The organism is Pararhizobium sp. DWP3-4, assembly GCF_049898205.1.
Classification (GTDB): Bacteria; Pseudomonadota; Alphaproteobacteria; order Rhizobiales; family Rhizobiaceae; genus Pararhizobium.
This window is the reverse complement of record NZ_JAFCXF010000014.1, coordinates 38960-64528: the sequence shown is the minus strand read 5'-3', so window position 1 is coordinate 64528 and position 25569 is coordinate 38960. Positions and strand designations below refer to the sequence as shown.

Sequence of the window (25569 nt, the reverse complement as noted above, 5' to 3'; positions counted from 1 at the left end):
CGACGCATCTGCATAGGGCTATGACAAAATCGCATAATATTGCGCATATTTAGCAAAACCATCATAGTTCGGTCATAAACAAGCCGGCCAACGGTAGCGATCCCGCATCCAATCGTGTTCAGGGGAACCGATGCTCAGATTTATTTTGAACCGCCTGCTGATGGCGTTGCCGACAGTCGTGATCGTTTCGATCACGGTGTTCGCGCTGATCCGCTTCATTCCCGGCGATCCCGCCGCGTTGATGCTGGGCGATATGGCGCAGCCCGAGCAGATCGCCGAAATGCGCTCCGAGCTCGGCCTCGACAAGTCGATGCCCGAACAATTCCTGATCTGGGGCGGCAATGTGCTGACCGGTGATTTCGGCCGGTCGATCGTCAGCGGCGAGCCGGTCCGGCAACTCGTCGTTTCGCATTTTGCCGTTAGCGCCCAGATTGTGCTTGTCGCCGTGCTTTTGGCCAGCCTGATCGCCGTTCCCGCCGGAGTCATTGCGGCCTGGCGGCAAAACAGCCTGACCGATCTTGCACTTGTCGGCACCGCGACCGTGCTTTTGTCGATCCCGACATTCTGGCTCGGTCTATTGCTGCTTCTGTTCTTCGGGCTGCAGCTCGGCTGGCTGCCGGTGCTCGGTTACGTTTCGATCGGCGACAATCTCGTCGGCGGCCTGCTGTATCTGGTTCTACCGGTGATGACGCTGGTCATCCACGAGATGGGCGTGCTAATCCGCATGGCACGTGCCTCGACCCTGGAAGTGCTGAGGCTTGATTACATCACCCATGCACGGGCAAAGGGCCTGTCCGAAAGTGCTGTTCTTTGGAAGCACGCCTTCAAGAACGCTTTTGGTCCGACCTGGACGATGATCGGCCTGATCCTCGGCAATCTGCTGGGCGGCATCGCCGTCATCGAAACGGTCTTCACCATTCCCGGCCTTGGCCGGCTGATGGTCGATGCCATCTTCCAGCGCGATTACCCGGTCATCCAGGGCTGCCTGCTGTTTGTTGCGCTGTCCTACGTGCTCGTCAACCTGATCGTCGACCTGCTCTATCCCCTCTTCGATCCGCGCGTGGTAGCCGAATGAAAAACTATACATTCAACGCCCTCATTGGCGGCGTTCTCATTGCTCTCCTGCTTATTGTCGCAGTGCTCGGTCTCTTCTGGACGCCGTACGATCCGATGAAGCTGAGCTTCACCGCCCGCCTGGCAGCGCCCAGTGCAGAGCATTGGCTCGGAACCGACGAGTTCGGCCGCGACGTGCTGAGCCGCATCATCGTCGGCGCCCGCGCCAGTGTCTGGATCGGGGCGCTCACGGTCTCGCTTGCTGCGATCGCCGGCACGCTGATCGGTCTGGTCAGTGGTTATGCGCGCGGCTGGGTCGATGCCGTGATCATGGCCGTCAACAATGCGCTTCTGGCCTTTCCGGGCATTCTGCTGGCGCTCGGTCTGCTCGCCGTGTTCGGGGCAAACCAGTACGGCATCATCTTTGCACTCGGCATTGCCTACACGCCGTCAATGGCGCGTGTCGTTCGTGGCGGCGTGTTATCCCTGCGCGAACGCGAATTCATCGAAGCCTCGAAGATCATGGGCAACAGCGAAGTCTTCACGATGCTGCGGCACATCCTGCCCAATTGCCTGGCGCCGATCACCGTCCTGTCGACGTCGATGTTCGGCTGGGCGATCCTGTCGGAGAGCGCCCTGAGCTTCCTTGGCCTCGGCGTACCGCCACCGGCGCCCACCTGGGGCAACATGCTTGCGGCCGGGCGCCCCTTCATCGAGCAGGCCGTCTGGCTTGGTCTCTTCCCCGGTCTCTGCATCGCGCTGACGCTGCTTGGCATCAATCTTCTCGGCGACGCGCTCCGCGACAAGCTCGATCCCCGCATGCGAGGTCTGAAATGACACAGGAAAGACTTCTCAGCGTACGGGACCTCTCGCTCGAGGTCGCCCAGCGCGGCGTCGAGGTGGTGAAGAAGGTCAGCTTTGACATCGAGCCCGGCGAGATTTTCGGCATCGTCGGCGAAAGCGGCTCCGGCAAATCATTGGCGACGCGGGCGATCATTTCGCTTCTGCCACCGGCCATTAAGGTGACGGGCGGGCAGGTGGTCTTCAAGGGGCGCGACGTCCTATCGATGAGCGAAGCCGGGCTTCGCGAATTGCGCGGCGCGGAAATCGGACTGGTCTTCCAGGAACCAATGACCTCGCTCAATCCGTCGATGACCATCGGCCGGCAGCTGGAGGAGGGGCTGACGCTTCACACAAACATGCGGCCGGCCACGCGGCGCGAGCGCATTCTTGTCATGCTCCAGCGCGTCGGTATCCGTGACCCGGACGGCGCGCTTTCCGCTTATCCGCACGAGTTTTCCGGCGGCATGCGGCAACGCATCATGCTGGCCTCGGTCATGCTGCTGAAGCCGGCACTGTTGATCGCCGACGAACCGACGACGGCGCTCGACGCTGTCATCCAGCGCGACGTCATGGAGCTGATGGTCGAGTTGACCAAGGCCGAAGGCACTGCCGTCCTCCTGATCAGCCACGATCTGCCGATGGTGGCGCGCTATACCAGCCGCATCGTGGTGATGGAAAAGGGCTCGCTGGTCGAACAGGGAACGACCGAGCAGATCCTCGAAAAGCCGCATCATCCGTATACGCGAAAACTGCTTTCATCGCTGCCGATCCGTGGCGAGGTCCGCACCATTGACACGATCTCGGCTCCGATGATTTCGGCACGCAATATTGTTGTCGATTACCCCGGCCGCAAATCGCTGTTCAAGAAGGGCACGCCGAAACGGGCGCTGCACGGCGTCAGCGTCGATATCCATGCCGGCGAAGTGGTGGCACTGGTCGGCGGCTCCGGCTCGGGCAAGACCACGCTTGGCCGCACCATCGCCGGGCTTGTCAACCAGAGCTCGGGGGACATTCTGTTTCAGGGCCGTGAACGGTCAGCGGATTGGCGCGACTACCGGCTGAACTGCCAGATGGTCTTCCAGGATCCCTATTCGTCGCTCGATCCGCGCATGACGATCCTTTCGCTGGTCGAGGAAGCCTTGCGGCTGGTGCCGGGTATTGACCGGGCTGCCAAGACGAAGCGGGCCTATGAAACGCTGGAGGAAGTCGGGCTCGGTACCGAATATGCCCTGCGCTATCCGCACGAACTGTCCGGCGGCCAACGCCAGCGCGTGGCGATTGCCCGCGCCATTGCCCGGCGGCCGAAATTCCTGATCGCCGACGAGCCGGTCTCAGCGCTCGACGTCACCGTCCGGGCTCAGGTGCTGACGCTCTTTTCCGATCTGCAGAAGCGTTACGGCTTCTCCTGCCTGTTCATCAGCCACGATCTCGGCGTCGTCGAGCAGGTGGCCGACCGCGTCATCGTCATGCAGGACGGCCGCATCATCGAACAGGGCGACCGCAACACGATCTTCGACAAGCCGAAGGAGGCCTATACGCGGCGCCTTCTCTCGGCCATCCCCGCGCTCGATCTCAACGAGACCGGTGGGGTCAAACTGAAATGGCGTCTGGAGGCCTGATATGAACACGACAACTTCGAGCAAGGTGGCCGAGCGGCTGAACGCGATCTGCGACGCGCAATCCTTCGTCACCCGCTACTGCGTCCGCAATCTGCTGACCGGCGAAACGTTTGGGCGCGGCGCCGACGAGGAAACCCCGTCCGCCAGCACGCGCAAGACATCGATCATGATGGCCGCACTCAAGGCCATCGGCGAAGGCCGTCTCGATTTCGATGAGCAAATCGTCTACGAAGCGCGCTTTGCGGACGAAGTCGCAAGCGGCATCTTCCGTTATTTGACGCCCGGCATCGTCATCTCGCTGCGCGATGCGATCACCGGCATGATGGTTCTGAGCGACAATGTCTGCACCAAGATGGTGTTCGAGCGGCTGACGCTGGAAGAAGTCGATCTCTACTGCAAGTCGATCGGCATGAACGGCACCCATCACCGCTTCCTCATCCCGCCTCTGGCACTGTCGCCGGATCATGCGCTCGGTGCGGTGACGACGACGACGGCAAACGATCAGGTCATGCTGTTGCAGACCATTCTCGATGCGCAGACCTTGAGTGCTACCGCCGCCAAGCTCGGTTGCCCGATGGAGCTTTGCCAATTTGCTCTGCAGACGTTGAAGAGCCAGGTGCTGCGCTACGGCATTCATTCGCGCCTGCCATTCGAAACCAAGGTCGCCAGCAAGGGCGGACGCGGCAAGCGCGGCCGCATGGACGCAGGCATCGTCTACCGCAACGGTTCGCCGTTCTACATCATCGCCGCCTATACCGACCAGGTGCCGCAGGCGATGCCGGACGGAACGCCCGGATACACGATGTCACTTGAAACCATCGGCAGGCTGTCGCGCGCCTGCTGGGATGAATTCCAGTCATAACCAAATCAAAAAAGAGGGTAGAACAATGAAGACAATTCTCCTGGCCGGCACCATGCTGGCAGCACTCGCCGGTACCGCCGCAGCCCGCGATATCGTCGTGGCGCAAAGCTCCGATCTGCGCAGCAACAATCCCGGCGTCAACCGCGACGGCAATACCGACAGCATCATCCTTCATATCGTCGAAGGCCTCGTCGGTTATGCCAACAATGGCGAGGTCAAGCCGCTCCTGGCAGAAAGCGTCGATATGGCGCCGGATGGCCTGAGCTACACATTCAAGCTGCGCAACGATGTGAAGTTTCACAACGGCAAGCCCCTGACGGCGGAAGACGTCGTCTGGAACTGGAACCGCTACATGGATCCGGCTACCAAATGGACCTGCCTCAAGGATTTCGACGGCAATGGCGCCACCCATGTCACCGGGATCAAGGCCGTTGATGCCTCGACCGTGACGATGACGCTCGAAAAGCCATCCGCCGTTTTCCTCGGCCTGATGTCGCGCCCCGAATGCGGCTATACCGGCATAATCTCGCCCGAATCCGTTGCTGCTGACGGCACGTTCGATAAGCCGATCGGCACCGGCCCATTCCAGTGGGACGTGTGGAAGAAGGGCGAATATCTGCACCTTGCCAAGTTCGACGGTTATATCTCGCCGAAGAATGACGGCAAGCCGGATGGCGTCGTTGGATCGAAGCGGCCGCTGGTCGATGGCATCAAGTTCATGGTCATTCCGGATGCCTCGACCGTTAAGGCTGGTCTGCAATCCGGCGTATTGGACACCGCTGAAATCTCGCCGGATCTCATTCCGGAATTCAAGGACAGCGAAACCACCCAGTTGATCATTGCCCGCAACAACGGCAAGAACCTGTTCTACATCCAGACCCGTGATCCGGTGCTCAGCAAACCTGCGATCCGCCGGGCCATGGCACAGGCGCTCGATCTCGACCAGCTGGTCGCCGCGGCATCGAACGGCACGGGCGAAGCGAACGGTTCGATGATCTCGTCTGATTCCGTCTACTACAGCGACGTCCAGAAGAAGCGTCTGCCCTATGATCTTGAAGCGGCGAAAAAAGAACTTGAGGCGTCCGGTTACAAAGGTGAACCGATCAGCATCATCGCCAACAAGCGCGGCAACGTACCCAGCTTCCCGGCAGCCGTGATGGCGCAGGCGATGCTGCAGCAGATCGGGCTCAACGTGCAGATCGAGGTGCTCGATTATGCCACACAGGTCGATCGCCGCCGCTCTGGCAACTACCAGATCATTTCGCAGTCCGTTACGCCGCGTCTCGACCCGGCGCTGATGTACAGCTTCTATGTCGGCGACAAGGACAAGAACGCCTCGCTGATGTGGGACGATCCGAAGGCGCGCGAACTGATGAAGGCTGCCTATGCCGAGATCGACCCGAAGAAACGCCAGGCGATCTTCGACGAGTTCCATGAACTGATGCTGCAGGAAATGCCCGGCATCTTCCTCTACGACATGGTCGATGTCTGGGGCGCCACCAAGACACTGAAGGGCCAGCCGGTCTGGCAGTCCAATGCCCGCCTCTGGGAAGTGTCACTCGACAAGTAAGCCTTAAGCGAACCACGCCGCTCTGGCGGCGTGTCTTTCCTTTTTGAATATGAACGCAGCCGGCGGAGACCCCTCCGCCGCCCCGGATTTCCGACGCCGAAATGCGCCGACGCGAGGATACGCATGCCCGACAAATCTTCCCTGCTTTCTCTGGCGACTGCCATCGATGCCATGGCGCCGCAGTTTACAGCGCTCAGCGATCAAATCTGGGACTTCGCCGAACTGAAATTCGATGAACACCGGTCGGCAGCGCTGTTGATCGCGATGTTGGAGCAGAACGGCTTTTCCGTGCGGAGAAACGTCGCGGATATGGAAACGGCGTTCATCGGCGAGTTTGGCAGCGGCAAGCCTGTCATCGCCTTTATCGGCGAATTCGATGCACTGGCTGGCATGAGCCAGATCGCGGGTGTCGACACTCCGCAGGCCGTGTCGCCGGATGGCACAGGCCATGGCTGCGGTCATAATCTGCTCGGCGCCGGCTCGTTGCTCGCAGCAATCTCGCTTGCCATACACTTGAAGGCCGAAGGTCTGCCGGGCACCGTTCGCTATTATGGCTGCCCGGGAGAAGAGGGCGGTTCTGGCAAGACATTCATGGTGCGCGCCGGCGCCTTCGACGATGTCGATGCAGCACTCACCTGGCACCCAGCCCCGTTTAACGGGGTGCGCTCGACCAACAATCTGGCGGTGCTCGAAACCTTTTACCGGTTCAAGGGCGTGGCCGCGCACGCTGCCAACAGCGCCCATCTCGGCCGTTCCGCCCTTGATGCGGTGGAATTGATGAATGTCGGCGTCAATTTTCTGCGCGAGCACATGCCGCAGGATTGCCGCGTCCATTATGCCATTACCGACGCAGGCGGCCGCGCGGCGAATGTGGTGCAGGCCAAGGCCGAAGTGCTGTACCTGATCCGTGCGCCGGACATGGCGCAGGCGCTGGCTCTGGCCGAGCGGGTGGGCAAGGTGGCGCAGGGTGCTGCCACAATGACGGAAACCGAAGTCGAGACCATCTTCGATACTGCCTCGACCAACCTGCTGCCCAATCTGACGCTCGAAAACGCTATCCATGACAACATGGTTGCGCTCGGGCCCGTGCCGTTCGATGACGATGATATCGCCTTTGCAAAAAAGATCCAGGCGACCTTTACCGACGAAGCGGTCAAAAGCAGCATCCGCCTGTACCAGATCAAGGGTGACGTCTTTTCCAACGAAAAGATCGACGGCTCAACGGCGCTGCATCTGGGCTTGCGTGCCTTCGAAGGCCAGTCGCATTTTCGCGCGGGTTCGACCGATGTCGGGGATGTCAGCCGGGTGACGCCGACGGCGCAATGCTGGGCGCCGACCTGGGCGATCGGCACCAATCCGCACACATGGCAGGTGGTGGCGCAGGGCCGCAGCCCGGCTGCGCACAAGGCGATGGTGCATGCGGCAAAGGTTTTAGCAGCCACCGGCCTTGATCTGGCAACGTCGGAAAAGCTGCGTTACGAGGCAAGGGCCGAGTGGAACGACAAGATGGACGGCCAGCCCTATGTCTGCCCGATCCCGGCAGACGTCAAACCGGGACAGCACTGAGCCAACCGCCGTACCCGCCGATCAGAAGGTCGGCGGCGTGCAGGCGCTGATGATTTCACAAGCCACCGGCCCGACGCAGCGGAATCGGTGCGGGCGGCGGCTTTCGAAATAATAAGCATCGCCCGGCCCAAGGAACCGGCGTTCATCATCGACAGTGACTTCCAGCCGCCCGGACAGGATGATGCCGCCTTCCTCGCCGTCATGCACCAGCGGCACTTTGCCGGTGTCCGCGCCGGGCTGATAACATTCCTTGAGGATTTGCAGGCTGCGGCCGAACAGATTATCGCCGATCTGCCGGTAGGATATTGGCCCCTTGCCGATTTCGACGAGTTCGTCGCCCCGATAGAAAGCCTTCTTCGGGCGGTCCGGCTCAAAGGCAAAAAACTCCGCGAGCCCGATCGGAATGCCGTCGAGGATGCGCTTCAGCGCACCGACGGAGGGATTGGAGGAATTGGATTCGATCAGCGAAATCGTTGAGTTCGTCACGCCCGACCGCTTCGCCAGTTCCCGCTGCGACAAATTGTTGAGCAGGCGCACATGGCGCAACCGGTTTCCGATATCGACAGACATGCCCATCCTCCGTTTCTCATGTTCGAAATATCGCAACTATCACATTTCACGGCAAGCATTTTCAATAGCTTATGAAAGATCAGAAAAGGACTTGTTTCGGCATTTGAAATCGTGGCGTCATCGTGGTCTCACAGGAGGTCGCCATGAACCAGCACAGCAAACCAAACACCCCGGTACTCGACAGCTACTGGATGCCGTTTACCGCCAACCGGCAATTCAAGGCGGCGCCGCGCCTGCTCGCCTCGGCAGAGGGCATGCATTATACCAGCGTCGATGGACGCAAGATCCTTGATGGCACCGCCGGCCTCTGGTGCGTCAATGCGGGTCATGGCCGCCGCCAGATCGCGTCAGCGGTCGAGCGCCAGCTGCTGACGCTGGATTTCGCACCGTCCTTCCAGATGGGCCATCCGATCGCCTTTGATTTTGCCGAGCGGCTGGCCGAAATCGCGCCGGGCGGTAAGGGCGAAAAGCTCGACCGCGTGTTCTTCACAGGCTCCGGCTCGGAATCCGTCGATACCGCCCTCAAGATCGCTGTCGCCTACCAGCGGTCGATCGGGCAGGGCACACGCACACGGCTGATCGGCCGGGAGCGCGGCTATCATGGCGTCGGTTTCGGCGGCATTTCCGTTGGTGGCCTCGTCAACAATCGCCGGGTCTTTCCGCTCATTCCCGGCACGGACCATCTGCGCCATACGCATGATCTTGCAAAGAACGCCTTTGTCAAAGGCCAGCCCGAGCACGGCGCCGAGCTTGCCGATGATCTGGAAAGACTGGTCGCCCTGCATGGCGCCGAAACCATCGCGGCCTGCATTGTCGAACCCGTCGCTGGTTCAACCGGCGTACTGATCCCGCCAAAGGGCTATCTTGAGCGGCTGCGCAAGATCTGCTCGACCCACGGCATCCTGTTGATATTCGATGAGGTCATCACCGGTTTCGGCCGCCTCGGCGCGCCGTTTGCCACCGATTATTTCGGCGTGACACCGGATCTCGTCACCACGGCGAAGGGCCTGACCAACGGCGCGATTCCGATGGGTGCCGTGTTTACCAGCCGCAAGGTGCACGACGCGCTGATGCATGGGCCGGACGGCCAGATCGAGCTGTTCCACGGCTACACCTATTCCGGCCATCCGGCAGCCTGCGCCGCGGGTATCGCGACGCTCGATATTTACCGCGACGAAGGTCTCTTGACACGGGCAGCCGAGCTGCAGGACGATTGGCATGATGCAATGCATTCGCTCAAAGGCCTGCCGCATGTCACCGATATTCGCACGATCGGCCTGATCGCCGGCATCGAGCTAGCCCCCCGCGACGGCGCGCCCGGTGCGCGCGCTTACGATGTCTTCGTCGATTGCTTCGAACGGGGCCTGCTGATCCGCGTCACCGGCGACATCATAGCCTTCTCGCCGCCGCTGATAGCTGAGAAATCCCATATCGAGGACATCGTCTCGATGCTCGGTGATGCCTTGAAGCTGGTGCAGTAGTCCGTATGATTGAGGCGTTCGGCTGTTAATCAAAAACATGCCGGGCGCCAAATTCGGAGGAAACATGGCATGGACCGATTGACCGGCGGTTGCCTGTGCGGCGAGGTCCGCTTTGTGGCGGCCGGCTCCCCATACCGGGTCGGCCTTTGTCACTGTCTCGACTGCCGCAAGCATCATGGCGCCCTTTTTCACGCTTCCGCAATCTTCCCTGAGGATGCGGTGACGATCGAGGGCGAAACGCGCGACTATGCCGGGCGGTTTTTTTGCCCCCGCTGTGGCTCTCCCGTTTTTGCACGCAGCGCCGACGAAATCGAAGTGAACCTCGGATCCTTGGATGCCCCAGACCAACTGATGCCGACCTACGAGCTCTGGACTTCCCGCCGCGAATCCTGGCTGCCGCAATTTCCGCTCGTGAAAGGATACAATCGCGATCGCGATGACACGAGCCGCTATGAGGCGTAGGTCACAGGATCAGCGCGAAGATGCCGTTATCGGGTAACAGAACTGTCAGAGGTCAACGGCGCGTCACTCCGGAAGCCCAGCCTTACGGAAACCCTCAACGAAATGCTCAAGCACCGTCGCTCGCGAAATGGCTCCGTCGCGGCCAAGTGGCGGGTGGTAAAATGCAGGTTGCCGACGAGGAATAGCTCGGCCTGCCGCACGGCCAATTTGCAGATAGGCTCAGGGAGGTGCCGGATGGACGCGTTCGCTATAATCTTTCTGTGATCGTGAACGCTGTAAGCTCTGGACTGATAACAAACCTATATTGTCCGCGATCCGCTTGACCTGGCTTTAGTCACTCGGTGGCGTAGCCAGTCACCAATCTACGGTCGGTAACCTCGTGTTTGCCGAAGCAAAACTCCTCCAACTCCAAGTCAACTCGATCCTTGCTGCAAATGTGCTAGACGGCCGCGGTGGATATCACGCCTAATATTTTGACGAAGATACCAAAGTGTGCCGCGGAACCAGCATCTATCAGCCTCGGGAAACGTACAGCGCGTCGGTCGTTCGCACTCATTTCTGCGCCGCTTCTGAATGTAGCGAAGCGGACGCCGCTATGACTTGCTCCGTTTCAAATATGAGCCAGCGAGGATTGCACTGAGCCTTGAAAATAAGCGCAACTCCAGCAAAGTCACCTGATCAACGAACGAATTCGTTTTTCAAATTGAATGCGAAACAGCTTAATGCAACGGCGCTGGGCCGCAATCATAGCTTTCAGCGCGGCTCCTTGTCAGCAATCGCAGCGAAATTTATCGGATTTTGGGGTGAAGGTGAGTTGGCAAGGAAAGAGGAGATAGCGATTAGAACATCGGCGTAAGTGGCCTCAATTTTTTCTCTGGTCTAAGAGCCTAGCTGTCCTTTGCGGGACAGCGAAATCTTCTACCAAACGGGAGATGTAGAGCTTGCAGAACCACCGCTGTTGTGTCGCGATATCGGGCGAATGCGTCTCGCCCAGCTCGTCTTCGGCGTTCTCCCTTAACGAGCCGTAGAATTCGTTATCGTGTTGTGGCCCCGAAATAGGTTCGTCAAGTGATTGCATAGATGAATGAACCGGAATGATGCGATACAGATATGGTTCTCTGAAAATCCGGCCAGCGTAAGCGGGATAATTCAATCGGCCTGCGCTGAACAATTGCATTTTTGAGTCTTCGTCGGCCACGGATGGCACAGCAACATTCCGCTCCTATTGAGCATTGGCGAAACGTTCTCAATCTCTACGAGGTCGGCTACCGCCAACATTCAATAAGATATCCTTTTGCCCCTTGCACCGGGTCTATCTTAGGGATCGGCAGCGACGATATTCGTGCCTTCATCTCGCTAGAGGCGCTGACGTCTGGATGTCAGCCTGTTGTCCGACAGGATAAGCGCCGACGACCTCGAAGTCTGGAGAGCAGCCCAAGTTCTGGTGTCCCGTTCCCGCTGGCAGTATCAGGCAGTCGCCGGTGCCGGCTTCTATTGACTGGCCTCCCGGACCTCCGATTAGGAGAGTGGCAGAGCCACGGCCGACGCCCAGCACTTCGTGTGCGCCGGAGTGGTAATGCTGATAGTCAAAAACACCGTTTCTCCAGATACCGGTCCATCCGTTCGCGGCGAACATGGTTTCAAAATCTTTTGACGAGCCATTGTTGGGCAGGGCGTCGCTATAGAGGAGAACTGCGAGCCGCTGATTGTTTGGAACCCAGGCGCTGGGGGGGAAAAGGATCTGTTCCTGTTTCATACATACCCTCCTTTCGAGCCATGCAGCTTGCCGAAAGCTGTCCTCGTCATTTGTCGGCAGCGTCGCCGTTAATGTCATTCAGCGACGGGAGAAACGTCTCGACGTCCCTCTTCTCACGATCTGATAGAGAAGCTATGCGCTTCTCCCAGAAATCGGCGGCTTCGGGTGGGTCGTTTTCCCAGTCCCGCGTCGAGCCGAGATTGTCGTCGATCACGGCGACGCGGCGGCCACCAAGGCGCCGGTATTCGTCGGCCAGACTTTTCGATTGGTTTTCCAAACTAAGCTCCTATGTTCAAACTTGCAGCCAGCTGTTCGCGACACAACGAACCGATCACAAATGAGTTCCGTATTACTTCCCCTTAAGCATGATGCGGGCTGGCATTTAAGGCACTACAGAGGCTAGGTACCCTCGATTTGCTGTCACGTTCTCGGCGGGAGCGGTGGGAACAACGCCACTGCCAAAGGTTGATTAAAACGGGCACGAAGCGATCAGATTTGGCCGATTTCGCGGCTCAAAAAGACGATACGAGATTTATGACCCTATCCATGACCGCCGTTCGAAAGTCCTATACAACCGCCGAGGGGGTCATAGAGATCCTAAAGGGCATCGATCTCGACGTTGGAGCTGGCGAGAGCGTCGCGTTGACCGGTGAATCCGGAAGCGGCAAAAGTACGCTGCTCCATCTAGCCGGTGGTCTTGATCATGCGGACGGTGGCTCTGTTCTTATGCAGGGACAGGACCTTGCTCAATTCGGTGAGCGGGAAAGAGCCAACTACCGTCGAACTCAGGTCGGTCTCGTCTTTCAACAGTTCAACCTGATCCCGTCGTTAAACGTTGCCTCCAACATCTCATTTCATGCCAAGCTTGCTGGACGTCATGATGCAGCGTGGGAGGTTGACCTCACGGAACGCTTGGGTTTGGCAGCCTATCTTGCCCGCTATCCCGAACAACTGTCGGGCGGGCAACAACAACGCGTCGCGATTGGTCGAACCTTGGCAGCTCGTCCACCGCTCATTCTTGCTGACGAGCCGACAGGAAATCTGGACGAGGCGACTGGAGACGCGGTCCTCGATCTTATGGTCTCATTAGCGAAGAACGCCGGGTCCGCTCTTCTGCTGGTAACGCACTCAATGAGGCTCGCGGATCGCCTTGACCGGCAGGTCGTCCTTCGTGGCGGCAGGATCGTCGAATGACCTTTGCATTGGCGGCGCTGCTTTCACATTGGCGACGGAAGCCACTTCAGCTGCTAACACTGGTGATGGGGATCGCGCTCGCGACCGCGCTGTGGTCTGGCGTGCAGGCAATCAATGCCGAAGCCCGGGCAAGCTACGCCCGGGCGGCATCCGTTTTGGAGCAGGGGGCGCTTCGGCAAGTCGTTTCTAGGGACGGCAACGGGATTTCGATCCAGACGTACGGCAAGCTTCGTCGCGCGGGCTGGAATGTCTCACCGGTTATTGAAGGCACGTATCGGTTCGGAAATCTAAGGATCAAATTGATCGGTATCGACCCGACCAGCATGCCGAGGGAGGGGCAGGTGGCATCCATCACGGATGGATCTGATTTCTCAGACCTTCTGTCCGGCCCCGGCCAGCTTGTGGTTTCAGCTGCCACTGCCGAGAGGCTTCGTAGCGCCACGGAAATGCGGCTGAAAGTCTCCGAGAACGTCCCCGATGAGGCCGCCTTCGTAGATATCTCCGTTGCTGACAGGTTGCTTGCAGCTCATGGAAAGATCAATCGGCTAGTCGTCGCGTCCGAACAGCGTCCCGGACTGAAGCCGATCGACCAAGTTGCTCCGGAGATCACACTGCGGGAGACCTCAGACACGTCAGATGTCGCCCGGCTTACCGACAGCTTCCATCTCAACTTAACAGCTTTCGGGTTCCTCTCTTTTATCGTCGGACTTTTCATCGTGTATTCGGCGACCGGCCTAACGTTCGAGCAGCGGAGGGGAACCTTCCGCACGTTGCGATCGCTGGGAGTTTCGCTCCCGGCTCTGACCGCAATGCTCGTGATCGAGCTTGCGGCATTGGCACTGATCTCTGGTATTCTTGGTATCGTTCTGGGGTATTTCATCGCATCTGCGCTCATGCCGGGTGTCGCGACCACCCTTAAAGGCCTTTATGGCGCGAGCGTCCCAGGCTCCCTTTCGGTACGCCCGGAATGGTGGGTAGCGGGATTGGCTATTGCTCTCGGCGGGACGGCTATATCTTCCGTCCAAAGCCTGTGGCGGGTTTGGACGCTTCCCATATTGGCTGCCGCCCAGCCGCGTGAATGGGCGAGAGCGTCCGCCAAAACCCTTGCGTACCAAGCGTCCGCAGGCGGCGCACTCCTAGCGCTGGCCGTGATCCTGGCGATTGCAGGCTCAGGGCTCTTGATGGGTTTTGGCGTCCTTGGAGCACTGCTGCTTGGTTGTGCTCTTATGTTGCCTGGGCTTCTAGCCCTCAGCCTCGCACTCGCTGAACGAACCTCTCGCACAGCCCTGACCCAATGGTTCTGGGCGGACACACGTTTGCAACTCCCCGGGCTGTCGCTTGCGCTCATGGCACTCTTGCTTGCCCTATCTGCAAACATCGGCGTCGGGACAATGGTTTCCAGCTTTCGGCTGACCTTCCTTGGGTGGCTGGATCAAAGATTGGCCGCCGAATTGTACGTAACTGCGAAAGACGAGGAAGAGGCCAAGCGTTTGCGCGAATGGCTTCCGCAACACTCCACCGCGATCTTGCCGATTTGGAGTGTCGAAGGGGATGTTCTGGGCGAGCAGCTCCAGGTTTTCGGGGTGGCCGATGATCCGACGTACCGAGACAATTGGCCGTTGGTCGTCGCTGACAAAGACGCCTGGGATGAGGTGTCTTCTGGTAAAGGAGCGCTGATCAACGAGCAGATGTGGCGACGCGGCGCGGCGAAGCCGGGGCAGACCATCGCGATGCCGGGCGGGTGGGACGCAACAGTCGTGGGAATCTATTCCGACTACGGAAATCCTAAAGGACAGGTCATAATTGGGATAGATGCGTTGGTTGCCCATTACCCCGATGTTTCCAAACTCCGCTACGGCATTCGCGTGCCGCCGGAAAGCGCTCCGAAACTCAAGCAGCAGCTCGTGACCCAGTTCGGTCTGCCCGAAACCTCCATTGTCGATCAGAACTCGCTAAAAGCACAGTCGCGGGCGGTTTTTGAGCAAACCTTCGCCGTCACGGGAGCGCTCAATGTTCTGACGCTTGCGGTGGCGGGGTTCGCGATGTTTTCGAGTCTTCTGACACTCTCGGGTATAAGGTTGCCTCAGCTTGCGCCTGTGTGGGCGATGGGTATTAGGCGGCGGCATCTTGCGCTTTATGAGGTCGCTCGCACTTTAGCTCTCTGGCTTGCCACGTATGTCGCTGCCATCCCAGTCGGTCTTGGTCTGGCGTGGGTGCTGTTGGCCATCGTCAATGTCGAGGCGTTTGGATGGCGTTTGCCGATGACCGTGTTTCCTCTCGACTGGCTATGGTTAGGAGCTGTTGCTCTAGTGGCCGCGATTTTATCTGTTCTGGTGCCGGTTCGACGCCTAGCCACCATCAACCCAGCCGATTTGCTCAGGATATTCGCCAATGAGCGCTAAAATGGTGATGTGGATCTTCGCGGCGCTACTGTTGACCGCCTCAGCGGGACAGACCCAGACCCAAGGATTTGCAGGGCTCGGCTCGGACGCGAAGGGTTTCGCCATTCCACATACGGGATCAGCGTTATCATTCCCGGTCGATCACGGGGCTCACCCTGATTACCGGATTGAGTGGTGGTATGTGACGGCTAATCTTCAAGATGAGGATGGCAAGCACTATGGAGCGCAGTGGACCTTGTTCCGGTCCGCTTTGGCACCGGGCGTCAATCAAGGGTTCGCTGATCCGCAAATTTGGATAGGACATGCGGCCATCACCACGGACGACCACCATTACGTCGCAGAACGCCTTGGCAGGGGTGGGGTCGGGCAGGCGGATGTAGTCGCATCGCCGTTCGAGGCCTGGATCGACGATTGGCGGTTGGCGGCGGTGAACAAGACGGCACGAGACCAACTCAACGACCTTGCTGTCACCGCAAACGGGGGCGATTTCAATTACAGCTTGAATCTGAAGGCAACCGGTCCCTTGGTGCTTCAGGGCGATCGCGGATTCTCCGTCAAATCGGCGAGCGGGCAGGCGTCTTACTACTACTCGCAGCCCTTCTACCGGGTTTCTGGCACAATCAACGTTGCTGGTTCTGACGTCCAAGTGAGCGGCAAGGCGTGGCTTGACCGAGAGTGGTCTTCTCAGCCATTGGCGGAAAACCAGACCGGCTGGGATTGGTTTTCTCTGCACTTCGACACAGGGGACAAACTGATGGCGTTCAGACTTCGCGACGACACGGATGGGTTCATCTCGGCAAACTGGATTTCGGCGGATGGCAAGACCACCCCGATTTCAAAAGAAGACATACGACTGGACCCGATTCGCCAAGCAAAGGTGGAAGGGCGCGAGATGCCAGTGGGATGGCGCATTCAAATCCCCGCGAGATCCATAGATATCACAACGCAGGCTTTGAACGATCAATCATGGATGCGGACATCGACGCCATATTGGGAAGGTCCGATCTGGTTTAATGGCACCGCGACGGGGATAGGGTACTTGGAGATGACTGGATACTGACCCGTTTTCGTCGCTGGCATCGAAAATACCCCGCTTGCACACTTTGCTCAAGCTGCGGTCGCGGCGCTTGCCCGAGTGGGCGAACCTACTATGTCTTAAATAATCGTGGTCCCGGTCGGTTCCACGATTTCACACGAGGGGTGATGCGGGCCGCGTCACACATAGCCGACATGCTGACCAAACGGGACATCCTCGTCGAGGTTTCCCGAGCCGATACGTTCGCTCTCACCGGAAAGGAGTTCGGCACTCTCTTTATTTGTGGGAGCAGCGTCTGATCCTTCGTCGTCAACATCGCGCCCGGGAACGCTATCAGCATCGGTTTCCGCAGGGCTCGCTCTCTCGTGGGCGGCGCCGTCATCTCGTTTGCGTTTCTCAATGCCTGCATTGATCGCAGATTGGCGGTGCGCGACCCAAGCTGCGTCCGGTTCCGCAAGCGAAAGGCTTGATTCGACGCGGGTAGCGGTAGATGGGGAGGAAGATGAGACTTTTGTGATCTTGTCGACCATGGCTTCCCCTTCAAATTTGATCTCACCTAAATATAGGCGCTTTCGGGCTACAAGCGAGCGGTTGCCTCAACGCTTGAACGAATAGATCAGAGCTAAAGCAGGCCCGGCTCGTGACCTCATGCACCCAAGTTTCAGGAAGCTGTCGTTGCAACATCTTTGCTCACGCACACTCGCAACGAGAGAGCTAGTGCTATCTCTAAGCTCAGCAAGAATTCACACTGATACACAGACTTGCTGTTGTTGTAGGCGATCTGCTGCGGTGGCCACGTTGCCGATTGATTCCATTGGGTGGAACCCCCTCTGAAGCCCCGCGTTAGCTGGAGAGGTCGCAGCTTGTGTCAACCGGACGCGACAGGGATAGCGAACGCAGCGATTTTTCCGGTTCTCGCTGCGGGCAACGAAATGCCAGTCGAGCGCGCCACCTGTCCATGCCGCTTATCTCGGCCTAGTCGGAGCGCGACAATATAGATAATCACGCCATCGTTGTTAGTGGCCTCAAACGGGCAGGCAACAGCGGACCGCTGACGCCATGGCCGACCTCTCCATGACGCGCCGGGAGCAAATGGTGCATTTCAAGCGCACACCCACGAGGCCATCAATCAATTGTTCCAGTTCCGACAAGTAAATCCAACCGAGCTCGAGGCGTTTAAGCCCAACTATGTTTTGATTCTAGGGATGCGGTGCGACCTGAACCACCCCGCCTGTTAGTTTGCGGGGTGGATCGCTGGGGTCGACTTTTGGGGTTATGTGAAAATCCTTCGAGACTTCTGTCGGTCCCACCCCGCTAAGACGGCGAAAGCTGAGCTTGTTTCACCAATCCGATGCCGCTGGTTTGGTATCAAGCCACCAAAGAGGGGTTTAGGCGAGGGCGGGGCCGCAGCAACGGTCTGACGGCGCTTTTGAGCGCAACCGGTTCAGCATTGCTCAAAGCAGATCGCGTTGCTTCGGTAAGACTAAGTGAGACGAAGTCCGCGTTGATTTCATCGGGCGCAATCTGGGCGGAACGTTCACTGTCCGCCATCGGGACCACAATACCAACCCGAAGAGACGGTTTCCGACGCTTTAGACGTCGGATAATCTGGCGAGCTTGTGATTTCGAGTTTCCGTTTAAGAAGGCGATTAGAACCGTGTCTGCATTAGAAGCTTCCAACGGGTCGGAGCCCTGCGGGTCGTTGAGGACGCGGTTGTCGGCGACGTGAGCACCTTGCACTGCAAGTATCTGTGCAAGCATTGACGCGACGGCATTGTCCATCGCGCCTCTGCCTCCAAGGCATAATATGGATCGTCCCCTGCCGTCTGGAAGGTCAAGTTCGTCGGCGGCCTCGGCAGCGTCAGTCTGTGCTTGCTCGAGCTCCTCGTCCTTCTCTTCTTCGTCCGCCATGTCGGCGAGATTGCCAATCAGCGTCTGCATGCTCGCCGCAACGAGTGCGATCTGCGTCTCGGTCATTACACCGCGCTGACGGTCCATTTCCCCCAGTAACAGCGCTGGAAGACCAACATTCTCGTAGTAGTCGATCAGATAACCCTCTTCGAGGAAATCCTCGGCATTATCGGTAGCCTCGCTTGGATCGCCAGCGAGCAAACGCTGATAAAGCTTTTCCTGCGGTTGTAGGACGGGTTCATTACCGAGAAGCACATCCAGGAAGCTGAATTGGGGTACATACCTGCCTAACACAACGAGGCATACGGTGAGGGGCGTCGACAGCATCAGTCCGAGCGGTCCCCACAGCCACGACCAGAAAATAGCTGAAATAATAATCGCCAACGGAGATAGCCCGGTATGACTACCGTACAGCCAAGGCTCTATGACGTTATTACTAATGACCTCGATCGTTATGAATAGCGCGGCGACCCATGCCACCAAGGACCAACCTGGCGAGATTGCCAATGCCAGGAATAATGGCAGGATCATTCCGATGACTGGGCCGATATAGGGAACAAACCGGAGTACCAGAGTGAACAAGCCCCAAAGGATAGCGTTTGGTATTCCGAGCAACCAAAGACCGAGCGTTATCGGGACGGCATAAAGAGAATTTACGACGAGCTGCATCAGAAGATATTTGCCGACCCTGGTTCCCGCGTCCTGAAGGGCCGCGGTTGTCCTGTGAAGGTCGCCGAGGCCGACCAGCCTAATGAAACGGTCGCGCAGGTCCTCACGCTCAAGCAACATGAATATCACAAGCACTATGACGAGACCCGCCGTTGCAAACGGGCTGATCAGTGGCAGGATAACGTTCACCAGTGTTTCGATCGGTTTCGAGGGGGTCACGATCTCAACAGGAAGAGGTTCGCGCTGCTGCGTTGACGAAGGTGTCTCATCCCGAGTTTCGGTTGCTCGATTTTGCATCTCGGCTCCGACACGCTCGACGACCTTGGTCAGGTGTTCGAATATGCCCGTCCCCGTTCCGGCCTCACGTAGTGCGTGTACCTTGTCGATGATATTGCGCTGATAAGTAGGGATATTGTCTGCGAGGTTTGCAACCTGTCCTGCGACGATGAAACTGAACGTGGCGATCACAAGGAATGCGGAAGCCACAGTTAGGACTACCGCCGCGATTTTAGGAATGTATCGCTTTCTGAGGAATGTGACGATCGGCGCCAGCGTGAAAGTCAGGAGCAGCGACAAAGCCAGCGGCACGAAAATATCCTGGCCGACGCGCAGGAGCACGGCGGCCCCGATCAGGATCAGGATCATTCGTCCAGACAGCGTCGTATTTACGAATGTCCCGGAACTTGGCGCCGTGCCCCCCGTATCCGTTGTTGTCAGGTTGCTCATGAGCTCATCCTCGTTAAAGGCTTTCTCGCCAATGATCTGTTTGTTCTAAAGTATAACAGCACCGCGCTTTATCGAGGTGTATACTAAAATATACCCTCGGTGAGCCAGCACCCGTGCTAGCTCCGATCGGCCTCGTCGGGTATACCGATGTGCCCCGGGAAATTGACGTCTCTGATAGCGCGTTCGCCAGCTTCGGGTTCAGAAGCCCGGGGAGCCGAGATGGCCGAGCCAAAAGTTCAAGCTGGCGAGACGAAGTCCGCTGCCATAGAACACATTCACGGGCACGAACATTCGCGCCTCAGCCTAATCCGCTTGAGGCCTTTCGGTTACGTTTCAAGAGTGGACATGTCCTCCAAGGAGTCAGAATTCTGTTCGAAGGCCATCCGCCGGTTCCAGAGTATATCCCGCATTCCTTCAATAACCTCGAGCGTCGTATACCCAGCCTTTGAGAACTCGTCGATAACATCGCCCAGAATAGAATCTAGGTGCTTTTGGAGTTCGAGATGACGATCATCCGTGTTCGGTTCGTGCAGTGGACTTTCAACCATAGGACAACTCCCTTCGAGCGGCTAACTCGAAACCAAGCATTAGGTTGCACGCCGTAAGTTGTGAATGGCATCTGCAAAAATGTCATTGGCGCGCCTCGGGGGAATGAGCAGCCGAAGCAACAGATCCTGACCACGCACGGCGCAACACTGAAGCTGGCGTTGACCGTGAACGCCTTCGCGCCCTTAAGGCCAAGATTGCGAGCGCATTATGAGCCTTCGCCCGCCACACCATTGCCAATGCGGCACCCGTATCATTCCCCACGGTGAGCGTTGCTCTTGCCAGATCGCTGCGACCCGCGTCCGTAACGCACGCCACGATGCACGCCGCCCTTCGGCGCGGAAGCGCGGCTATGACGGCGAATGGCGCAAGGCCCGCACTGAATACCTCACGATGCACCCGCATGGCAGCATGTGCGCGCAGAGTGGCCATATCCGGCCCGCTACTGTGGTTGATCACATTAAGCCGCATCGTGGTGAACTCAATCAAGCAGCGGCAGGTGCGCAGCCGATGAGTTCATCGCTGAAGCCGGTTCCTTCGCTCCATAAGAAGCTCGTGTTCGACAAGTCGCTTTCCCGCGTCAGAAAGACCTGTTTCGTCGGTCAAGCCAAGCTCCCGACATTTCCGGTCGATTTCGTTCGGGAGGGTGGCGCTCTCGTGGTCGTAGAGGCGCACGAGACTGTCCCATTCGTTGTAAGTGAAGTCCCACCTAGTCGTCATAAAGTGCCTCCCACTGTCGAACCGATCAAAGATAGCACGCTTTTGCTTTTTTTGGCCTGCCGTACCTTCGATGTTTGCGAGACATGTTATTGTTAGAACGCGAGGCTGAACGACGAGAACGAACAGATTACCGATCTCCTGACCGGGCTGACGAGGGCATGTCGCACTTTCGTATGCTTATAAAAGCCAAAAGCTGATGTGACGTCGTTACTCGACCTTAAATCGAAAGTCGTGAGGTCTTCTTGGCAACCATCGTCGACATTGACTTGATCAATCCACCACATAATGCAGCCCGCCGCCTTCCTGAAACGTGCCGGAAAACTCTACTCCCCGGCGATCCAAAATGCCCGGAGGCCGATACGCGCACAAGTCACCTGCGATCAGGTTGCATCGCGCTGGGTGCGCAGGTTGGAGACAACGCGGCGATTTTGCACCTTGCATGAGCGGTCGGTACAGTCGCGCACTTCGCGGTCGTTGCCGTAGCCCTTGGCCCACATGCGCCCGGGGTCAACACCCTTCGAAGCGAGATAGGCCATCGTCGCATCGGCGCGCTTTTGCGACAGCGCTTCCATTTTGGACGCTGACCCGGAATCATCGGCAAAACCTTGCAGCTTGAGCAACCAGGTTGGGTTCTTGTTGAGCCAATCGGCCTGGTTATCCAACGTTGCCTTGGCAACGGAATCGAGCGCGGCCGAGTCCTGCGTAAAGTAGATCCGCCGGCCGACATTGAGGATAAAATCCTGTTCGCTACCAGACGAGACGGTTTCGAAACCGGGCGCTGGATCGTTGGTCTGGCCGGTCATCGGCACCGCCGCAGGTTCTTCGACGGAGGCGATTTCGGTTGTGTTGCAGGCGGCGAGCACCAGGAGCATGGCCGCGGCTAATACGTGCCGCGTATATCCGATCATAGCAGGCATCAGGGAAATTCCTCATTCGACCGGGGTAGCGTCACTGACCTGGGGAGCCTGGTCGGCAATATGCGGCAGAACCTGCACTGCGGTGCCGATGGGACAACGCTGGTAAAGGTCGATGGCGTCTTCGTTGAACATGCGGATGCAGCCGCTGGAGGCATCTTTGCCGATGCTGCCCGGTTCCAGCGTGCCATGGAAGCGATAGCCGGTATCTACGCCGTCGCGATGCAGATACATGGCGCGGGGGCCGAGCGGGTTCTTGGGCGAGCCTCCATCGACAAATTCGGGCAGTTCGGGATGGCGTTTGCGCATATCCGCAGGCGGCGTCCAGCGCGGCCACAGCGATTTCTGGTCGATCGTGGCACGGCCAAACCACTTGAAGCCATCGCGGCCGACGCCAACGCCGTAGCGGATGGCCGTCTTGTTTTCCATGATCACGTAGAGAAAATGGTGCCTCGTATCGACAACAACCGTGCCGATCGGCTCGCTGCTGAAATATTTGACGACCTGGCGGCGCCACTGCTTATCGATCTTGGCAAAATTGGTCGTCCGGAACGTCACGCCATTATCCACGGCCGTACCGGCAAAGTAGGAAGCCGCTGCCGCCAATACCGGGTTCTGGACTGTTCCGGCGCCAAATAACGCCAAACCACCAAGTAGCATATCCCTGCGAGTCGACACCATCGGCAATTTCCCCCAAAGCCAATCATCGAAATGCCAGTAAATCAGATTTTTCATTTGCCACAACAGGAAATTCTTCGGCCTCGGTTCTTTCGTCGAACTTCTGAGATGCCAGTTGTGGCGTGCAGGCCAGCGGGAATGGACGTTTTGGGAGGTGGCTCAGCCGTCCAAAAGTACACCGAGGCATAATCAGCCGTATGCCGCAAAGACACCCTCTCTCGCTTGCGCTAAAGGCGCTCAAGGGAGCGGTCGCGATAGATGCTGCTTGAAGAAGTCAATGACTGCGCGCCGCATTGACGGTGTTTCCCGATGTCCGATGCCAGCCTCTTCCAATAGTGTGACGGCGGTTTCGGCATCAACGGTTTCGTAGGCGGTCAGCGTCTCGATGAAAGCCCGATGAATCGCAAGCGGCGGCGTGAGCGGATCGTCGAGACCTGCACAGATGAGCTGTGGGCGCGGCGCGATCAGCCCGGCGATCTCGCCGGTCGAGGTCTCCGCGAGAAGGCCGGGGATGGTGAGATAATGGCCATGCAAATCATGAGCGCCGGTCTCGACCAACATGGCGAAATCGGCATAGCAGCAGAGATGGGCGGCCGCAGCAATGCGTGTGTCAATTGCGGCCAGATAATAGGTAAGGGTGGCGCCCATCGAGATACCTGTCATGCCGATCCGGCTGGAATCGACGTCCGCGCGTGCGGCAAGCCAAGTCAGGGCGGCTGCCTGTTCGCCAAGCATTTGGCCGAACAGGGTCTGGCCGTGCCAGAGGGCCGCCTTGGTTGCGGTGCTTTCGGTTACATCAGCGCGTCCGCCGAAGACCGGCATGTCGATGCAGAGCGCCACATAGCCTTTCCGCGCCAGAACGGGGCCGGGGGCGTCAAGGAGGGCAGGACGTCCATCAATCAGTTCGCTGGCGCCAATATCGTAGCGGGCCCCATGCGCATGGGCGTAGAGGATGGCAGGTCCGGGCTTGGTGTTGCCGGCCGGCCTGGTCAGTAAGCCGCGGATTTCCGTGCCGCCGGGCAAGCGGAACCGCAGGTGTTCGACGGTGTAACCGTCATGATCTTCGACAGTTGACGCCACCAGTTCCAGCGCTGGTTCCGTTACGCGAAGCAGGGATCTCAGCCGTTCGATAGAGATGGCCATTCGCGATCCCCGGCTTAGCGCACCAGCCAGCCGCCATCGACCGGGACGGTGATGCCGGTGACGTAGCTGGAGGCTGGAGAGGCAAGGAACAGTACTGATGTTGCAAGATCGTCCGGCGTACCCCAGCGGCCCATCGGTATGCGGGCGGAGATCTGGGCGTTGCGGGTGGGATCGTTGCGCAATGCCTCGGTATTGTCCGTCTCCATGTAGCCTGGAGCGATGGCGTTGACGGTGATGCCGTGCGGCGCAAGTTCGTTGGCCATGGCTTTCGTCAGGCCGGCAATACCGTGTTTGGACGCGGTATAGGCGGGCACGCGAATGCCGCCCTGGTAGGACAGCATCGATGCGACGTTGATGATCCGTCCCGCCCGCTTCGTCTCGACCAAGTGCCGGGCAACAGCCTGCGACAGCAGGAAGGCAGACTTGAGGTTGACGTCGATGACGGCGTCCCAATCCTCTTGCGAATGATCGAGCAGATCGGCGCGGCGGATGATGCCGGCATTGTTGACGAGGATATCGATACTGCCCAGCGCAGAGACCACCGACCCAATGACATCTTTTGCATTGAATTTCTGCGAGAGATCGACTTCGAGTTCGTGAAACCTGCGGCCGTTCTGGCGGATGGATTCGGCTGTTTCCGGCATCGGGCTGGAGCCAAGGGCAGCGATATCGGCACCGGCGCGGGCGAGCGCCAGCGCCATGCCCTGGCCGAGCCCCGTTCGGGCGCCGGTGACCAGCGCAACCTTGCCAGAAAGATCAAATAGCGTGCTCAAGGCGCAACCCCTTCTCGTTGAACAGATGCAGTGGAGCAGATGACAACGACAGGCGGATATCCGCACCCGGCGTCAGGTTATGCTGTCCTTGTACGACGACCAGAATTTTCTGGCCGGCGACGTCGGTATGGAGGATGGTTTCGGAACCGAGTGCTTCGACCAGCTTGATCTTGGCTGCGATACCGTCGGAACCATTGGCGATCGAAACGTGCTGGGGTCGGACGCCGAGCGTGATGGGCGCGCCCTTCGCAATGCTGCTTGCGGTCACCGGAAGCTCCAGCCGGTTACCGCCGGCGAAGGTGGCGACGGCCTTGCCGGAGGATGATGGTTCCACTGAGCCTTCGAGGAAGTTCATGTGCGGCGAGCCAATGAAGCCGGCGACGAAGCGATTTGCCGGCGTATTGTACAGCTCCATCGGCGTGCCGATCTGCTCGATGCGGCCGGCGCGCAGCACGACGATCCGGTCGGCAAGCGTCAAAGCCTCGACCTGATCGTGGGTGACGTAGATCATCGTCGCGGACAGACGGGCATGAAGGGCCGCCAGCTCGGCGCGGGTCGAGCCGCGCAGTTCGGCATCGAGGTTGGACAGCGGTTCATCGAGCAGGAAAGCGACCGGGCGGCGCACGATCGCCCGGCCGATGGCGACGCGCTGGCGCTGGCCGCCGGAGAGCTGGCCAGGACGCCGGTCGAGATAGTGCTCGATTTCCAGCATGCGGGCCGCTTCAGTGATGCGTGTGGCAATCTCGGCCTTCGGCATCTTGGTGTTTTCGAGCCCGAAGGCGAGGTTCTGGCGCACGCTCATATGCGGGTAGAGCGCATAGGATTGGAACACCATGGCGAGCCCGCGATCGGCGGCGGGGATTGTGTTGACCACCTTGCCGTCGATGGCGAGTTCGCCGCCCGACGGCTTTTCAAGGCCGGCGATCATGCGCAGCAACGTGGACTTGCCGCAGCCGGACGGGCCGACGAAAACGACGAGTTCGCCGTCGGCAATCTCCAGATTGATGTCATGGATCACGTCGACTGCCCCGAAAGACTTTGCGACATTGGTGAGTTTGATATGTCCCATGATGAA

Annotated in this window: 20 protein-coding genes and 1 pseudogene; 11 read left to right on the top strand and 10 right to left on the bottom strand. The window is 58.7% G+C overall.

Annotated elements, in window-relative coordinates:
• The first annotated feature begins 130 nt into the window (after positions 1 to 130).
• The 6 genes from ACP7E6_RS25850 (at position 131) to ACP7E6_RS25825 (ending at position 7513) form a co-directional block, all read left to right on the top strand.
• A complete protein-coding gene (locus tag ACP7E6_RS25850; RefSeq protein ID WP_426232553.1) occupies positions 131 to 1075 on the top strand; it encodes an ABC transporter permease in 945 nt (314 codons plus the stop codon).
• Complete coding sequence (locus ACP7E6_RS25845; RefSeq protein WP_426232552.1) at positions 1072 to 1890, top strand: ABC transporter permease; 819 nt, start codon at positions 1072 to 1074, stop codon at positions 1888 to 1890. The genes ACP7E6_RS25850 and ACP7E6_RS25845 overlap by 4 nt, the downstream gene beginning before the upstream one ends.
• Positions 1887 to 3515, top strand: a complete 1629-nt coding sequence (locus tag ACP7E6_RS25840; RefSeq protein ID WP_426232551.1) for an ABC transporter ATP-binding protein — start codon at positions 1887 to 1889, stop codon at positions 3513 to 3515. The genes ACP7E6_RS25845 and ACP7E6_RS25840 overlap by 4 nt, the downstream gene beginning before the upstream one ends.
• A gap of 1 nt (position 3516) precedes the next feature.
• Entirely contained in the window at positions 3517 to 4377 is an 861-nt protein-coding gene (locus ACP7E6_RS25835; protein WP_426232550.1) for a serine hydrolase, read from the top strand.
• A gap of 25 nt (positions 4378 to 4402) precedes the next feature.
• Positions 4403 to 5947, top strand: a complete 1545-nt coding sequence (locus tag ACP7E6_RS25830; RefSeq protein WP_426232549.1) for an ABC transporter substrate-binding protein — start codon at positions 4403 to 4405, stop codon at positions 5945 to 5947.
• A gap of 123 nt (positions 5948 to 6070) precedes the next feature.
• Positions 6071 to 7513 carry a M20 family metallopeptidase gene (locus ACP7E6_RS25825; protein WP_426232548.1) on the top strand — a complete coding sequence of 481 codons (1443 nt, stop codon included), beginning with the start codon at positions 6071 to 6073 and terminating at the stop codon, positions 7511 to 7513.
• Positions 7514 to 7534: 21 nt separating this feature from the next.
• Here the strand turns inward: ACP7E6_RS25825 and ACP7E6_RS25820 are convergent, their stop codons facing one another.
• Positions 7535 to 8083, bottom strand: coding sequence for a cupin domain-containing protein (locus tag ACP7E6_RS25820; RefSeq protein WP_426232547.1), 549 nt, complete (start codon positions 8081 to 8083; stop codon positions 7535 to 7537).
• A gap of 143 nt (positions 8084 to 8226) precedes the next feature.
• Between ACP7E6_RS25820 and ACP7E6_RS25815 the strand changes: the two genes are divergently transcribed.
• On the top strand, positions 8227 to 9564 hold the full coding sequence (locus ACP7E6_RS25815; protein ID WP_426232546.1) for an aspartate aminotransferase family protein: 1338 nt from the start codon (positions 8227 to 8229) through the stop codon (positions 9562 to 9564).
• A 69-nt stretch (positions 9565 to 9633) separates the two neighbouring features.
• On the top strand, positions 9634 to 10026 hold the full coding sequence (locus ACP7E6_RS25810; protein ID WP_426232545.1) for a GFA family protein: 393 nt from the start codon (positions 9634 to 9636) through the stop codon (positions 10024 to 10026).
• Positions 10027 to 11291: 1265 nt separating this feature from the next.
• Here the strand turns inward: ACP7E6_RS25810 and ACP7E6_RS25805 are convergent.
• Both ACP7E6_RS25805 and ACP7E6_RS25800 read right to left on the bottom strand, forming a co-directional pair.
• Positions 11292 to 11782 (bottom strand): annotated as a pseudogene (locus ACP7E6_RS25805) (cupin).
• A 46-nt stretch (positions 11783 to 11828) separates the two neighbouring features.
• On the bottom strand, positions 11829 to 12059 hold the full coding sequence (locus ACP7E6_RS25800; RefSeq protein WP_426232544.1) for a hypothetical protein: 231 nt from the start codon (positions 12057 to 12059) through the stop codon (positions 11829 to 11831).
• Positions 12060 to 12316: 257 nt separating this feature from the next.
• On the opposite strand from ACP7E6_RS25800, the gene ACP7E6_RS25795 reads away from it, so the two are divergent.
• The 3 genes from ACP7E6_RS25795 to ACP7E6_RS25785 are packed head-to-tail and all read left to right on the top strand — an operon-like array spanning position 12317 to position 16438.
• Positions 12317 to 12976 carry an ABC transporter ATP-binding protein gene (locus tag ACP7E6_RS25795; protein ID WP_426232571.1) on the top strand — a complete coding sequence of 220 codons (660 nt, stop codon included), beginning with the start codon at positions 12317 to 12319 and terminating at the stop codon, positions 12974 to 12976.
• Positions 12973 to 15378, top strand: coding sequence for an ABC transporter permease (locus tag ACP7E6_RS25790; protein ID WP_426232543.1), 2406 nt, complete (start codon positions 12973 to 12975; stop codon positions 15376 to 15378). Before ACP7E6_RS25795 ends, ACP7E6_RS25790 begins: the two co-directional genes overlap by 4 nt.
• Entirely contained in the window at positions 15368 to 16438 is a 1071-nt protein-coding gene (locus ACP7E6_RS25785; RefSeq protein WP_426232542.1) for a lipocalin-like domain-containing protein, read from the top strand. The genes ACP7E6_RS25790 and ACP7E6_RS25785 overlap by 11 nt, the downstream gene beginning before the upstream one ends.
• Positions 16439 to 16593: 155 nt before the next feature.
• Here the strand turns inward: ACP7E6_RS25785 and ACP7E6_RS25780 are convergent, their stop codons facing one another.
• The 7 genes from ACP7E6_RS25780 to ACP7E6_RS25750 all read right to left on the bottom strand — a co-directional run bounded on the left by ACP7E6_RS25780 (position 16594) and on the right by ACP7E6_RS25750 (position 25563).
• A complete protein-coding gene (locus ACP7E6_RS25780) occupies positions 16594 to 16944 on the bottom strand; it encodes a hypothetical protein (RefSeq protein WP_426232541.1) in 351 nt (116 codons plus the stop codon).
• A gap of 838 nt (positions 16945 to 17782) precedes the next feature.
• Entirely contained in the window at positions 17783 to 19720 is a 1938-nt protein-coding gene (locus ACP7E6_RS25775; protein WP_426232540.1) for an AI-2E family transporter, read from the bottom strand.
• A 1646-nt stretch (positions 19721 to 21366) separates the two neighbouring features.
• Positions 21367 to 21903, bottom strand: a complete 537-nt coding sequence (locus tag ACP7E6_RS25770) for an OmpA family protein (protein WP_426232539.1) — start codon at positions 21901 to 21903, stop codon at positions 21367 to 21369.
• Positions 21904 to 21915: 12 nt separating this feature from the next.
• The gene (locus ACP7E6_RS25765; RefSeq protein WP_426232538.1) at positions 21916 to 22581 is read right to left on the bottom strand and encodes a L,D-transpeptidase; all 666 of its coding nucleotides are present in this window, start codon (positions 22579 to 22581) and stop codon (positions 21916 to 21918) included.
• Between the two features lie 234 nt (positions 22582 to 22815).
• Positions 22816 to 23721, bottom strand: coding sequence for an alpha/beta hydrolase family protein (locus tag ACP7E6_RS25760; protein WP_426232537.1), 906 nt, complete (start codon positions 23719 to 23721; stop codon positions 22816 to 22818).
• A gap of 14 nt (positions 23722 to 23735) precedes the next feature.
• Positions 23736 to 24494, bottom strand: a complete 759-nt coding sequence (gene kduD / locus ACP7E6_RS25755; protein ID WP_426232536.1) for a 2-dehydro-3-deoxy-D-gluconate 5-dehydrogenase KduD — start codon at positions 24492 to 24494, stop codon at positions 23736 to 23738.
• Entirely contained in the window at positions 24478 to 25563 is a 1086-nt protein-coding gene (locus tag ACP7E6_RS25750) for an ABC transporter ATP-binding protein (protein WP_426232535.1), read from the bottom strand. Before ACP7E6_RS25750 ends, kduD begins: the two co-directional genes overlap by 17 nt.
• Between the last annotated feature and the right edge of the window lie 6 nt (positions 25564 to 25569).